This is a genomic window from Burkholderia sp. AU45388 (genome assembly GCF_030481585.1).
Taxonomy (GTDB): Bacteria; Pseudomonadota; Gammaproteobacteria; order Burkholderiales; family Burkholderiaceae; genus Burkholderia; species Burkholderia sola.
The window spans coordinates 79,668-91,719 of the sequence record NZ_JAUJPV010000007.1 but is presented as its reverse complement, the minus strand read 5'-3'; the positions used below and the strand labels follow the sequence as shown (position 1 = coordinate 91,719).

General features: G+C 63.1%; 12 protein-coding genes. 2 read left to right on the top strand and 10 right to left on the bottom strand.

The genetic code is table 11. The annotated features are described in order from the left end of the window. Positions 1-18: 18 nt before the first annotated feature. The 7 genes from QZM72_RS14765 to QZM72_RS14735 all read right to left on the bottom strand — a co-directional run bounded on the left by QZM72_RS14765 (position 19) and on the right by QZM72_RS14735 (position 8,050). Positions 19-315 carry a hypothetical protein gene (locus tag QZM72_RS14765; protein WP_077177931.1) on the bottom strand — a complete coding sequence of 99 codons (297 nt, stop codon included), beginning with the start codon at positions 313-315 and terminating at the stop codon, positions 19-21. A gap of 744 nt (positions 316-1,059) precedes the next feature. After that, a complete protein-coding gene (locus tag QZM72_RS14760) occupies positions 1,060-2,004 on the bottom strand; it encodes a hypothetical protein (RefSeq protein ID WP_301738498.1) in 945 nt (314 codons plus the stop codon). Positions 2,005-2,388: 384 nt separating this feature from the next. Continuing rightward, positions 2,389-4,251: a methyl-accepting chemotaxis protein gene (locus tag QZM72_RS14755; protein WP_301738497.1), complete on the bottom strand. Its 1,863-nt coding sequence runs from the start codon at positions 4,249-4,251 to the stop codon at positions 2,389-2,391. A 172-nt stretch (positions 4,252-4,423) separates the two neighbouring features. Then, complete coding sequence (locus QZM72_RS14750) at positions 4,424-5,095, bottom strand: OmpA family protein (RefSeq protein WP_301738495.1); 672 nt, start codon at positions 5,093-5,095, stop codon at positions 4,424-4,426. Positions 5,096-5,120: 25 nt separating this feature from the next. Beyond that, complete coding sequence (locus tag QZM72_RS14745; protein ID WP_301738494.1) at positions 5,121-5,885, bottom strand: flagellar motor protein; 765 nt, start codon at positions 5,883-5,885, stop codon at positions 5,121-5,123. Between the two features lie 12 nt (positions 5,886-5,897). Next, complete coding sequence (locus tag QZM72_RS14740) at positions 5,898-7,148, bottom strand: Crp/Fnr family transcriptional regulator (RefSeq protein ID WP_301738493.1); 1,251 nt, start codon at positions 7,146-7,148, stop codon at positions 5,898-5,900. 239 nt (positions 7,149-7,387) lie between these two features. Next, the gene (locus tag QZM72_RS14735; protein WP_301738492.1) at positions 7,388-8,050 is read right to left on the bottom strand and encodes a glutathione S-transferase family protein; all 663 of its coding nucleotides are present in this window, start codon (positions 8,048-8,050) and stop codon (positions 7,388-7,390) included. A 284-nt stretch (positions 8,051-8,334) separates the two neighbouring features. Here QZM72_RS14735 and QZM72_RS14730 point away from each other — a divergent pair, with 284 nt between their 5' ends. Further along, complete coding sequence (locus QZM72_RS14730; RefSeq protein ID WP_301738490.1) at positions 8,335-9,690, top strand: polyhydroxyalkanoate depolymerase; 1,356 nt, start codon at positions 8,335-8,337, stop codon at positions 9,688-9,690. A gap of 106 nt (positions 9,691-9,796) precedes the next feature. Here QZM72_RS14730 and QZM72_RS14725 read toward each other — a convergent pair whose 3' ends face one another. The 3 genes from QZM72_RS14725 to QZM72_RS14715 form a co-directional block, all read right to left on the bottom strand. Further along, entirely contained in the window at positions 9,797-10,261 is a 465-nt protein-coding gene (locus QZM72_RS14725; protein ID WP_301738489.1) for a hypothetical protein, read from the bottom strand. 63 nt (positions 10,262-10,324) lie between these two features. After that, positions 10,325-10,465, bottom strand: a complete 141-nt coding sequence (locus QZM72_RS14720) for an HHHH-motif protein (protein WP_301738488.1) — start codon at positions 10,463-10,465, stop codon at positions 10,325-10,327. 288 nt (positions 10,466-10,753) lie between these two features. Further along, the gene (locus QZM72_RS14715) at positions 10,754-11,188 is read right to left on the bottom strand and encodes a cupin domain-containing protein (protein WP_301738486.1); all 435 of its coding nucleotides are present in this window, start codon (positions 11,186-11,188) and stop codon (positions 10,754-10,756) included. 515 nt (positions 11,189-11,703) lie between these two features. On the opposite strand from QZM72_RS14715, the gene QZM72_RS14710 reads away from it, so the two are divergent. Then, positions 11,704-12,012 (top strand): hypothetical protein, encoded by a 309-nt coding sequence (locus QZM72_RS14710; protein ID WP_301738485.1) that lies wholly within the window; start codon positions 11,704-11,706, stop codon positions 12,010-12,012. Positions 12,013-12,052: the final 40 nt, after the last annotated feature.

The window sequence follows — 12,052 nt, the reverse complement described above, 5'->3', positions numbered from 1 at the left end:
AAGCGGCCCTTGCAGGTGTTACAACGGCGACGGTCCCCGGTCAGGATCGTGGTACGGCTGCTCTCGCAGCGCCAACTGGCTGTAGTCCGGCGTGATCGTGATCTGCCGACTCACGTAGTTGACGTTCAGGTATACGCGGTCGCCAGGCTTGAATCCGAAGATCTTGAAATCAATGTCGATCGCCTTCATCCAGGGCAGGTACGGCCAGCCTCGTTTGGGAAGGTCCGGGTAGTTGCGAAGGACCAGCTCAAACGTCTTCTGCATGTTGACGGGTTTGTTCTTTCTACGACGTGGCTTAGTATTGGCGTCAGCCATTTCCGACTCCTTGTGCGAGTTGGTGGTGGTCAGCGGGTCGTATGGGTTGCCGCCCATGCGGCCCGCGCTTCTTTGGTCTCTCGGGTTTCCCCTTCTTTCTCCCCTCTTCGCTCGGTCTTGTTGGGCAAGACGGCTTTCTTTCGACCATCGGTGCGGAGAGGGCTGCGTTCAGCTTCCGATGGTGAGAAGCAAGGCTTCATGACCAGTGTAGTCGGGCTGGCATCTCAGAAATGGGGAAATGAGGGGGACTGGCCGTTAGGCATAGGGCGTGTGCAAAACAAGACGTATGCTACGAATTCGTCAGGTGCGTAAGTCAAGACCGGATCTCTCAGTCAGCGTCAGATCAGGTCTGACATTGCTTGGCCGTCACTTCATCAAGGCCGTGCTCGACCTTTCTGCGATATTAGCCTCGCCCGATTGGGGGCCGGAAACCGGACGTTCGCGCGCTGATCGAAGTAACGCGAAGGTTTCGCAGACCATACCTACGCGTCGGAATGTTTCTGCTGATATGCCACCGCAATCGCCGACGCATGAGCCCTCGCGTCGCAAATAGACCCAAAAACTCCTTGCCCCGCGACGTTGCCCCAGAAGGACAATGAGTACTGTGGGTCGAAATGCTCCGTCCGTTTGACGAGGTACTCAGTCGAGTAGAGCCCGTCCGAGGCACGCCGCCATATTAGAAGGTACGCGTCGTTTTGATCGTCGTACTCTTCGACGACAAGTACAGGGGCTTGGTGACTTGCATCATTGGTTGATCGAGATCTGATCGGCTTTGATCCAACGACGCAAATGCTTACCGGATGCGCTAACGTAATCCACGTAGGCCCAGCCAGTAGGAGACTGCTTCAGTACAGTTACGACATCATTCTGGACGAGATAGGCTCGACTTGCGGTCGCGTCGTCGGGGGACATGAAAAGAGTCGCTTTTGCGACCGAAACCGCGGCGGGCGGGCCTTCAGCATCCGCTTCCTGCGCTACCGGCATACCTAGAGAGGGGGCAGAGCCTTTCGAAAGCGTCGTCTCGATCAGTTGCGCATCGAAGCGGGCCCCTTCCGCCTTTAGAGCTGCGGCGATTTTTCGATAGGACTCGCGATTGGTCGATGAAAGTGGGTCACACCGCAAGAGATTGTCAGCCCCCGAAGCATCGCGCATCAGCAAATGTGCGGGCTGTCCTGCATTGATGGAGGTCAACTTATTACTTGCCGAAGGACGATCTCGCGTGAGCATCATAGAAGTTTGAGCATCTGTTCCCCACTGGGCGCCTTGATTTGGTTGCCATCCCGCTCCGCAAATCTCTCCGGTTTGCTCAGCCGTAATACAGCCCGTTTTTATCTCTATCATGGAACAGTACTCCCGGTTCAGCACCGTTTCCGGTTGCCCTTGCCCCATGAACACTGTTCCCTGATCGTTTCGCATAACGATTACATATTGACCAGAAGGTGAGATATCCCATTTGTTGGGAGGCTCCATCTGCGTTCCGCCGCCGGCGCTCGATTCACCTGCTCGCGGCAGCAAGCCAAACGTCATTCCGTTCGGAAAGGAGAAGACCGCTTTCTTCCAGGTCCGACGGGGCAATGGATCTTGAGGATTCGCAGCGTTGCTATAGCGCACTGCTGCTCCACCAGGCAATGCAAAACGTAGAATGGACTGCGGAGCTGCGCTTGCGAAACTTGACCAAAGCATGGTCATCGCAAGCGCAGCTCCGACATGCATTACAAGCGTGTATGTGGTACCTGCCCGCAACAACGGAACACGCGGTTTCGTAAGTTTCAACGCTGACTTATTCAAGATGGCATTCCCAAAGCTTGTGACTTGCGGCGGAATTCTGTGGCCAATCAGGCAGTGAGTCTCGCGTCGATATTATCGCAATCCAGCTAGGCTCGACGGACCGTGGCCGGCGTTTGTAGCCGTGAGCGCTGTGGGGCCGACCACCGCCACCCTCGACTTTCAGTTTGAAAATGCGTTTTATTCTTGTCTGACATCGCCAAGACCAAACCCGAATGCAAAACGGCCACCGTGACCCCACGGTAGCCGTCCTCGGAAACGTACAACTCCTAAACCCCAAATCAGCCTTTACTCATCCACCTTAAAAGCCGAAACCAGCTTGGTCAATTCCGCCGCCTGCTGCTTCAAACTCTCCGCGGCCGCCGCGCTTTCCTCGACCAAGGCCGCATTCTGCTGCGTCATTTGGTCCAAAGACTGCACCGCATCCCCAATCTGATCGATCCCGGCACTTTGCTCCAGGCTAGCCTCAGCAATCTCGCTCATCATCGCGCTAACGCCTTGAACCTGCGATACCACATCACTCATCACCTTCCCCGCCTCCCTAACGAGCCGCGACCCGGCACCCACCGTCCCCGCGCTATGCTCGATCAGCGATTTAATCTCCTTCGCCGCTTGCGCACTACGCTGCGCCAGATTCCGCACCTCCGAAGCGACCACAGCAAACCCACGCCCCTGCTCCCCCGCCCGCGCCGCCTCAACCGCCGCATTCAACGCCAGAATATTCGTCTGAAACGAGATACTGTCGATCATCACGATGATTTCGGAGATCCGCTGCGACGCATCGCTGATCTGCTCCATCGTCGCCACGACCTCGCCCACCACCTGCCCACCCCGCGCCGCCATATCCGCCGCACCATTGATCATCTTCGCGGCCGTCGTCGCCGTCTCAGTGTTGTTGCGCACCACGGCCGTGATCTCTTCCATCGACGAAGCCGTCCGCTCCAGGTTGCTCGACTGCCCTTCGGTGCGTTCGCTGAGATCCGCGTTCCCCGAGGCAATCTGCGCCGACCCGGTCGCGATCGAAGCCGAAGCCGCACGAATCCGATGAACGAGCGTCGACAACGACGACACGAACCGATTGAACGCATCCGACAACTGCCCGATCTCGTCCTCGCTCTCGACCGCCATCCGGCGCGTCAAATCGCCCTGACCGCTGGCGATCTCCGACAGCAGCGTAGCCGCACGCCTAATCGGCGCGGCAATCGCGCGTCCCACTAGCCAGATCACGAGCAACGCAACCCCGAGCCCCACCACCGCCGCGACCAACGCCGCACTACGAATCGCCCGCGTCACCGGCCCTAGCAATTCAGCCTCCGGCACCTGAACAACCACATACGCATTCAGCTCCGGAATGAACGACGTCGCGATGAAACGCGCGCCACCATCACCCTCGTAGCTGAGGTACGCATACGGCTTGCCCGCAAGCAACGTCGACGACGCATCGCCCGGCAGCCCCGGCTCATCCTTCAGAAAATGCTTGCCGTCGATCAGCGACGCATCGCGATGCATCATGATCGCGCCGTCGGGGCGCACGAGGTACGCAAACCCGGTCTCGCCGATCCGGTAAGCCGAAATACCCTTCGCGAGCGCATCGACGGACAGGCTCATGCTCGCCGCACCGACCGGCACGCCGTCGAGTTCCACGCGGCTGTTGATGAACATCATGTAGCCGCCGACGGTCACCTCGCGATCCATGTTCACGTCGTACGCCTTGCCAGACGACAGGAAGCTGGTCAGCCACTGATCCTTGTCGGTCACCTTCCGCTGCAAGCCGGCTTCGTTGTAGTAGTTGCCGCTCTTCACCGACACCCACTGCACGGACGCGGCCTTCTGCTCGTCCTTCACGTTCTTCGCAAGCTGGATCCAGTTGCGCGTGCCGGCGTCGGGTTCGCCGTCGGCTTCCCATTGCAGCAGGAACGCATCGCGCGCGAGAATGCGCGACGCGGCGATCGGGCCGGCCATCTGGCGCTGCACGTCGGCGCGGATGCCGTTCACGGCGGTCGGCAGTTCCTCGCGGACGACGCGATCGCGCACCGCGTTGCCGATCAGCCGGACGCTGAGCCCGCTCGAAATCGCGACGAACACGAGCAGGCAACTCGTCATGCTGAGAATCAGCTTGTTCTGAATGGAAAGCTTGCGCCAGAAGTGCATGGGGAACCCTCGATAACCGCTCGGTCTGAGCCAGATTGGGTTATCGGCAGGCGGGCGCAGAATCGCATCGCAAATTTCAGATAGCGATCATTCGAGATTCGTTATGTTGTTAAAGAGCGAGAATATGCGGCCACTTCTATGCACAAGGAACAACGAAAATACAACACGCTGATCAGTAGGCAACGAAGATCGTGACGCGCCGGTTCCTCGCCCTTGAAGCCACATCGTCCCCCGCGACGAGCGGCTGCGTATTCGCCCGCCCGATCGCCGCCAGCCGATGCGGCGCGACACCACGCTCGGTCAGGTAGCGCACCACACTCCCTGCGCGCGCCGACGAAAGCTCCCAGTTCGATTCATATTTCGCGTTTGCGATCGGCACGCTGTCCGTGTGGCCTTCGACGAGGATGTCGCCCGTCGCATGCTCGCTCAATGCTTGCGCGATCTGGTTCAGCACCGGCGACGAATCGGGCAGCAAGCGTGCATCGCCGACGTTGAACAGGATCTTCGCGTCGATGCCGATCTCGACGCCGTGCGGCGCCTTCACCAGCGAAATGCGCCCATTCGACTTCAACGAATCGAGCAACGCGAGCCACGGCGGCGCAGAGTCGGACTTGGCGGCATCGACGGAAGCAGTCACCGCACCCCCAGCCTGCCGCGCAAGCGTTTGATACCGCGCATCGAGCGCGTTGTATTTCGCGAGCTGCAGCACATACAGCGCGAGAAACAGCACCATCAGCGTCGTGATGAGATCCGCGTACGAAATCAGCCAGCGCCCCGACTGCGCGCCTTCGAGTTCGTGATTGTCGCGATCGGCGGCGGATGCGCCGTCAGTTCGAGCCGTCATGCTATCTGGAATCAGGGTTCGTCAATCACGCCAGCGACTCCACCGCCCGCCCGCGCACATCGCCGGTCAACCGCGTCTCGATCGTATGCGGCGACTCCTTGCGCGAGATCGCGAGCAGGCCGTCGAGATACAGCTTACGAAACCGCATCTCGCTATCGATCTGCGCGCGCAGCTTGCCGTACAGCGGCAGGAACACGAGGTTCGCGAACGCGAGCCCGTACAGCGTCGCGACGAACGCCATCGCGATCCCCGGCCCGAGCTGCGCCGGCTCCAGAATATGACTCGTCACCTGCACGAGCCCGAGCACCGAGCCGAGGATGCCGAAGGTCGGCGCATAGCCGCCGGCCTGCTGCCACACGCGCACGGCGGCGAGACGGCTGCGTTCGTACGCATCCAGTTCGCGCTGCAACGCATCTTCGACCACCGCGGTCGACACGCCGTTCGCCAGCAGTTCGAGCCCGCGCCGCGCGAACGGATGAATGCCGCTCACGTCCATCGATTCGAACGCGAGCAGCCCGTCGAGCTTCGCGCGGTCGCCCCATTCGAGCAGGTCGGACAGGTTCTTGCGATCGACTTCGCGCGCCCGCACGAACGCGAGCCGCAACTGCTTCACCGCGTCGAAGAAGCGCGCCCACGTGTTCTGGATCATCACCGCGCCGAGCGTGCCGCCGAGCACGATCACGAGCGCCTCGACTTGAAACAGCATCGAGAAATGCCCGCCTTCCAGCGCGAACCCGAACACGATCGCCGCGCCGCCCAGCACCACACCGACCAGGGTCAACAGATCCATACGCCCCCCGTATCACGCGTCCGACGACAGTGTCGCCGCGACGGGCACCGCACCCGCCGCAGGCGCCTTCGCCGCGCGCACGGCCTCCAGCACGCGCTGTTCGATGTCCTCGATCTCGATCGGGTCGAGCTTGAGTTCGCGACGCATCACCCACGACACCTCGTTGCGCCGCGCCTCGGTCATCACGGAAAACAGCTTGTCGGCCACCGCGCGATCGTCGAGGTTCGCGATCAGCTTCGCGAGGTCGTAGGTATCGAACGCGCTGATCACGTCGAACAGCGTGCGCTGGTCGATCCACACGAGATCCTCGAGCGTGCGCACGTCGCCGCCGCGGCGCCCGTTGCGGCGCGAGAAGTACGCAACGCCTTTCTGTTCGACGTAGTTGAGCACCTTCGATTTGCGGAACGCGAACACTTCTTCCGCGATCTCGCCGTTAGACAGCTTGTTGAGCAGCAGCGTCTTGTCGACGCCAATCAGCGATGCGAGATCGGCCAGTTCGATGAGTTCGAGCTCGCTGTTGATCGATACGTCGAGATCGTGATCGGCAACCTGCTGCGCGCGATCGATCACACGTGCTGCGTCGAACGTGACGACCTGGCGCGCGTCCGCCGAAGTCGCGTAGTCGGTTGCGCCGCCGGCGCCGTCACCCTGCGCGGCTTCGATCGTGACGAGGTTGAGCTTCTCCATGCGCCGCAGCATCGCGAGCACGTGAGGCCGAGAATGGCCGGCAATCGCGCGGCATTTGCGGATCACTTCGGCGAGCGGCACGGAGGTTTCGGCCGCACGTGCCTGCATCGGCCGGCGCGCCCACGTGTCGCCCGATTCGCGCGCGTCGGCGCCCGCCATCAGCGACAGCACGTGCGCATACGACAGCACGCCCGGCATGAAGTCCGCATGCGTATAGGTCGCCAACTGGTCGTCCTTGCGCTTCACGCGGCGGATCATCGTTCGCACGATATGACGCAGCAGCGCGGACACACGCTCGATTTCTTCATCGAGGATGCCGGCCGGCACGACCGTGAGTTGACAGAACGACAGCGCCTTCGCGGTATGCGCACGCGGTTCGGCGGCGAGCAGCGCCGATTCGCCGAAGAACTCGCCGCGGCCGAGCGTCGCGACGATCACGCGCGTGTCGTCGCAGCGCGTGGACAGCTCGACCTTGCCGTCGGTAATGAGGAAGATGACGGGCTCGCCCGCGAAGCCCTCCGAGTAAATGATTTCCCCGGGCGCGGCGGTACGCGTCCACGATTGCTGACGATTCACAAGTCGATCCCCCTGCTGCGCTGGTTGTTGCGGACTGCGCGTCGCACGTCTTAAGCATGCGATCGCGAGTCATCCCCGTGACTTGTTTAACGTCAGCGGGCGCAACGCCCTTTAGGGCATTCGTGCTCGTTTTGAACCAAAATCAAGGTGAAACGTTTGCGAGTTGCGCGGGTCCATCGATCGTTCGTTTCGTCGCTTGCACCTGTAGTGAAATTGAAGGCGTGCCGCGAGCACGCGCGTCAGAACTCCATGTCGAGTTCGTCGATGTCCTCGTGCTCGGCCTTCGCCGCGTCGATCCACTCGGCAACGAACGGATGCGCCAGCACGCGCATGCAGTACTCGGCGACGTCCGATTCGAGCTTCACGTCGTAGGTCAGGAAGCGTGTGACGACCGGCGCATACATCGCATCGGCGATGCCGATCTCGGCACCGAACAGCCAGGGGCCGCCGTACTCCATCAGGCACTCGCGCCAGATGGTCACGATCCGCTCGATGTCGTGCTGCGCGCGCGACCAGATCCGGAAGCCGGGGAAATGCCCGCGCAGGTTCATCGGCAGCGCGGATCGCAATGCGCTGAAGCCGGAATGCATCTCGCCGCAGATCGACCGGCAATGCGCGCGTGCGTGGCGCTCGTCAGGCAGCAGCCGCGCCTGCGGGCGGATCTCGTTCAGGTATTCGGCGATTGCGAGCGTGTCCCACACCGCGTTGCCGTCGTGCGTCAGGCATGGCACGAGGATCGACGGCGACAGCAGCAGCAGCTCGGCGCGCGACGTGGCGTCGATCGGCACGCTGATCGTCTCGAACGCGAGGCCGCTCAGCTTCGCGAGCAACCACCCGCGCATCGACCACGACGAGTAATTGCGGCTGCTGATGGTCAGCGTCGTCCGTGCATTGGATTCCATGTCGCTCCCCTGCTGAATGTCATTCGTGCCCCTGCACCGTAAACGGACGCGCCGTCGGACCGCGCACCACGCCTGTGCGGCCCGTACGCCGAACTGGCGCAACGTCGCACGGCATCGCGGCACGTGTCGCGCGCCCGGCCAGCAAGGCGACGCATTGCCTTCGCCCTGGTCATCACGTACCGCGCGCGCCACCGCGCCCTCGAACCGCTGCAACGCGCGTGCCAGCCGCATGCTGGCATACGGCTTGCCTCGTTCCTTGCAATGCGGCGTCACGAGCGACGGTCATGAATCTGCTTGCCTATCCGTTTTATCAATGGTCTGCGGAATGCCTGCGCCCGGCGCGTGCATGGGCGGCCGCGACGCGCGCGACGATGTCGCTGTGGCCGCCGGCGACGTCGACACCGACGGGCCGCATGGTCGACGCGCTGTGCGAGCTGCTCGAATGCTGCGCGTTCTCGCACCGACGGCCGCCGTTCGGAATCGCGTCGGTCGTCGTCGACGGCGAAACGGTGCCGATCGTCGAGGAAGCGGCCACGGCCACGCCGTTCGCGACGCTGCTGCATTTCCGCAAGGCGCGGCCGGTCGCGCGCCAGCCGCGCGTGCTGATCGTCGCGCCGATGTCCGGGCATTTCGCGACGCTGCTGCGCGGCACGGTGCGCACGATGCTGGCCGATCACGACGTGTACATCACCGACTGGCACAACCCGCGCGACATCCCGCTGGCGGCCGGACGTTTCGGTTTCGACGAATACGTCACGCACGTGATCGACTTCATTCGCCACATCGGCCCGGACGCGCACGTGCTCGCGATCTGCCAGCCGACCGTCGCGTCGCTCGCGGCAGTCTCGCTGATGGCGGCCGGCGGCGATCCGGCACAACCCGCGAGCCTGACGCTGATGGCCGGCCCGATCGACTGCCGCGTGAATCCGACAAAGGTCAACGAACTCGCGACGAGCCAGCCGATCGAGTGGTTCGCGCACAACCTGATCAGCGTGGTGCCGACGGGCTTCGTCGGCGCGCAACGGTGCGTGTATCCGGGCTTCGTGCAGGTGGGCGCGTTCATGTCGATGAACCCGGACCGGCATGCGGCGTCGTTCGCCGATCTGTACTACGAACGCGCGAAAGGCGATCCCGCGAAAGCCGATACGTTGCGGCATTTCTACGACGAATATTTCGCAACGGCCGACCTCACCGCGGAGTTCTATCTGGAAACGGTCGAGAAAGTGTTTCAGCAGTACGCGCTCGCACGCGGCGAACTGACGGTCGGCGACAGGCTCGTCGAACCGGCGGCGATTCATCGCACCGCGCTGTTGACGGTCGAAGGCGAGAAGGACGATATCTGCGCAGTGGGCCAGACGGTGGCTGCGCAGGAACTGTGTTCGGGGTTACCGTCGTACCTGAAGACGCATCACGTCCAAACGGGCGTGGGGCACTACGGCGTGTTCAACGGCAGCCGATGGGAGGCGCAGATTTATCCGATCGTACGCGCGACGATTCACGACAACGAGCCGTACGATCGCACCGCGGATGCGGAAGGCGACACAAGCGGCACCCATTACGTCACGCTGCGCGCGCTGCTCGATGCGCGCACGGCCGGGATCGATGCGGCGACCGAAGCGCAATCGGATCACGCGCACTGAACGCGGGTAGCGACACAGTGAATCGCCCCGCCGGAGTGGCGGGGCGACGTGTGCTGCTGCATCCGGATGGCGCGCGAGCAAACCGCTCGCGCGCCGGGCCGGCTCGTTACGAGCAAGCCTTGCCGTGCGACGCGTGGTAGCCCTTCGCCTTCGCGTCGGCTTCCGACATGTAGCTGCCGTGCTTCGTCTTGCCGTAGTACTTGTCGGTCGAGCAGTGATAGACCTTCGTGGTGTCGTTCGCCCACACCTTGCCCGCGCCGCCGCCCGGCGCGGCGGCGGTCGTCGCGGCAGCGCTCTTCGCCGGGACCGTGTCCGATGCCGGCGCGGCGGAAGCCGCCGTGGCCGCCGTTGCGGCCGGTGCGCTCGCCGCGGCAGCGGCCGATGCGCCGTACCACGTCTTCACGCCCTTGTGGCCTGCACACGCGCCCTTCTTCGAAGCGCCGGAGTAGAACGAGCCGTCCTTGCACAGGCCGGTCGTGCCGGCCGGCGCGCTGGCCGGAACCTGCGCGAACGCACCGACCGACATACCCATGCCGGCGACCAGCGCCGCGATCAACATTGTTTTTTTCATGGTCCTCTCCTGATTTGCCTGAATGACGAAAGCGTCCGGGGCATTCCCCGGGAACCGCGACGGTTACCGCACCCAGCGGCACACGCGGTGGTGGTGGTGGTGATCGAAGTGGCACACGCGGTGCGGATGCGCTTCGGCCAGTGCCGGCACGAGCACGGCGCAAGCCAGTGCGGTTGCCGTCAGGATCTTCGCGATGCGGTTCATGGTGAAACTCTCCCGGATAGTCAGCCGGTGCTCCGGCTGGTACCTCCTTAACGCCGGTCGTCGGCAGGCCGTGCACCGCGCCGACGTGCAATTGACGATCTTTGACATCGCATCGTCGATCGACGGTAGAAGCTGACGAACCTCTTTCTTTTCTTTCGGGTTCTTCAGCTTCGTGACCGTTTGGAATTCGAATCAATAGACGCAAGCGGAAGGTCGGTCGCGGATCTCGGCGGACCATAAAAAACCGCCCGAAGGCGGTTCGTCGAAAACGCACACCCGACCGGCACGCTACGCCCCGGCCTCGCCCCACGGCGTCGGCTCCGGCACCGCGCACGGCCCGTCGACGTCGATCGATTTGAAGTCGGCAGGCCCGACGATCTCCAGATACTCCATGTCCGGCGAGTAGTCGAACAGGTAGTGGACGATCCCCGGCGCCTGGTGCACGCAGTCTCCGGCCGCCACCAGCGTTTCCTGGTCGCCGTACATGAAGCGCGCCCAGCCCTTCAGCATGATCACGATATGGAACTCGGCCTCGTGACGGTGCCAGCCGGTGCCCGCCACCGGTGCATGATTGGCCCTGACGACTTGCGCGACGACCTTGCCGTTCGTCGCGGCGGCGATGCCGAGATCGCGGTACAGGAAGAAGTCGCGCAGGCCCTCGCCTTGATAGGCGGTGTCCTGCGGCTTCACATGGGAAAAAGCGGTGGTGGCCGGCGTGCTCATCGCGGTGCTCCTTCATCGAAAGGATCACCCGAGACAAGCATTAAGCGTTCCAGTTTGCGACGGCGCGACACCATGCGCTCACCGCTTGCGCCGCTCGCCAGTCAGCAACGTCTTCCGGGGTACGCTCTATCGCGGCGACCCATCGTGGAGCACGGCCGCCGTCCAAGACGAAATCTCCGCGGTGCGGAGCACGACGTGGCCGGGGATGAGCACATGACACCGACCAGAACCGAACTTGCCGCTGCATGCGATCTGCTGCCCGATCGCGCGCGACGCCGCTCCTCCACGGACACGCTCGTGCTGCTGTCGATCCACGTCGAATCGGACAACCTCGCGATCGTGCGGCGCCAGTTGCATCAGGCCGTCGGCGCCGCGCTCAACGGCTACACGGCCACGATCGACAGCCGTACCGGATGCGCGTGCATCGAATTCGCAGTCGCGCGGTCGCAGGCGTCACTCGCGATTCAACCTGAACAACGGAACGCAGTCCTATCGAAACACGATGTTCGGCCGCCGTGCTTACGTCGGCCTGCAGAGCGACCGGTACGGCGCGCTGGCGCTCGGCCGCCAGTACGACGTATACGTTCACCGACGGCCGCTACGACGACGCCACCGGCAGCCACCGGCCGAAGTGGCACCAGGTGACGCTGATGACCGACTACGCGCTGAGCAAGTGCACCGACGTGTATGCGGAAACCGTGTACCAGCACGCGTTCGGCGTGCCGTCGGGCGCGACGCTCGGGTTCGCGAACGTCACGGGGCTCGCGGCTTCGTCGACGCGCACGCAGGTGGTCGCGACGGTCGGCATCCGCCATCGGTTCTGACCGCGCACGGGCTGTCGAAGGCCGGCCGCTCTGTGCAATC

Bases quoted from the DNA above. Each gene is read 5' to 3' on its own strand.
- QZM72_RS14765 (WP_077177931.1), bottom strand. From the start codon at position 315: ATGGCTGACGCCAATACTAAGCCACGTCGTAGAAAGAACAAACCCGTC.
- QZM72_RS14760 (WP_301738498.1), bottom strand. From the start codon at position 2,004: ATGACCATGCTTTGGTCAAGTTTCGCAAGCGCAGCTCCGCAGTCCATT.
- QZM72_RS14755 (WP_301738497.1), bottom strand. From the start codon at position 4,251: ATGCACTTCTGGCGCAAGCTTTCCATTCAGAACAAGCTGATTCTCAGC.
- QZM72_RS14750 (WP_301738495.1), bottom strand. From the start codon at position 5,095: ATGACGGCTCGAACTGACGGCGCATCCGCCGCCGATCGCGACAATCAC.
- QZM72_RS14745 (WP_301738494.1), bottom strand. From the start codon at position 5,885: ATGGATCTGTTGACCCTGGTCGGTGTGGTGCTGGGCGGCGCGGCGATC.
- QZM72_RS14735 (WP_301738492.1), bottom strand. From the start codon at position 8,050: ATGGAATCCAATGCACGGACGACGCTGACCATCAGCAGCCGCAATTAC.
- QZM72_RS14730 (WP_301738490.1), top strand. From the start codon at position 8,335: ATGAATCTGCTTGCCTATCCGTTTTATCAATGGTCTGCGGAATGCCTG.
- QZM72_RS14725 (WP_301738489.1), bottom strand. From the start codon at position 10,261: ATGAAAAAAACAATGTTGATCGCGGCGCTGGTCGCCGGCATGGGTATG.
- QZM72_RS14720 (WP_301738488.1), bottom strand. From the start codon at position 10,465: ATGAACCGCATCGCGAAGATCCTGACGGCAACCGCACTGGCTTGCGCC.
- QZM72_RS14715 (WP_301738486.1), bottom strand. From the start codon at position 11,188: ATGAGCACGCCGGCCACCACCGCTTTTTCCCATGTGAAGCCGCAGGAC.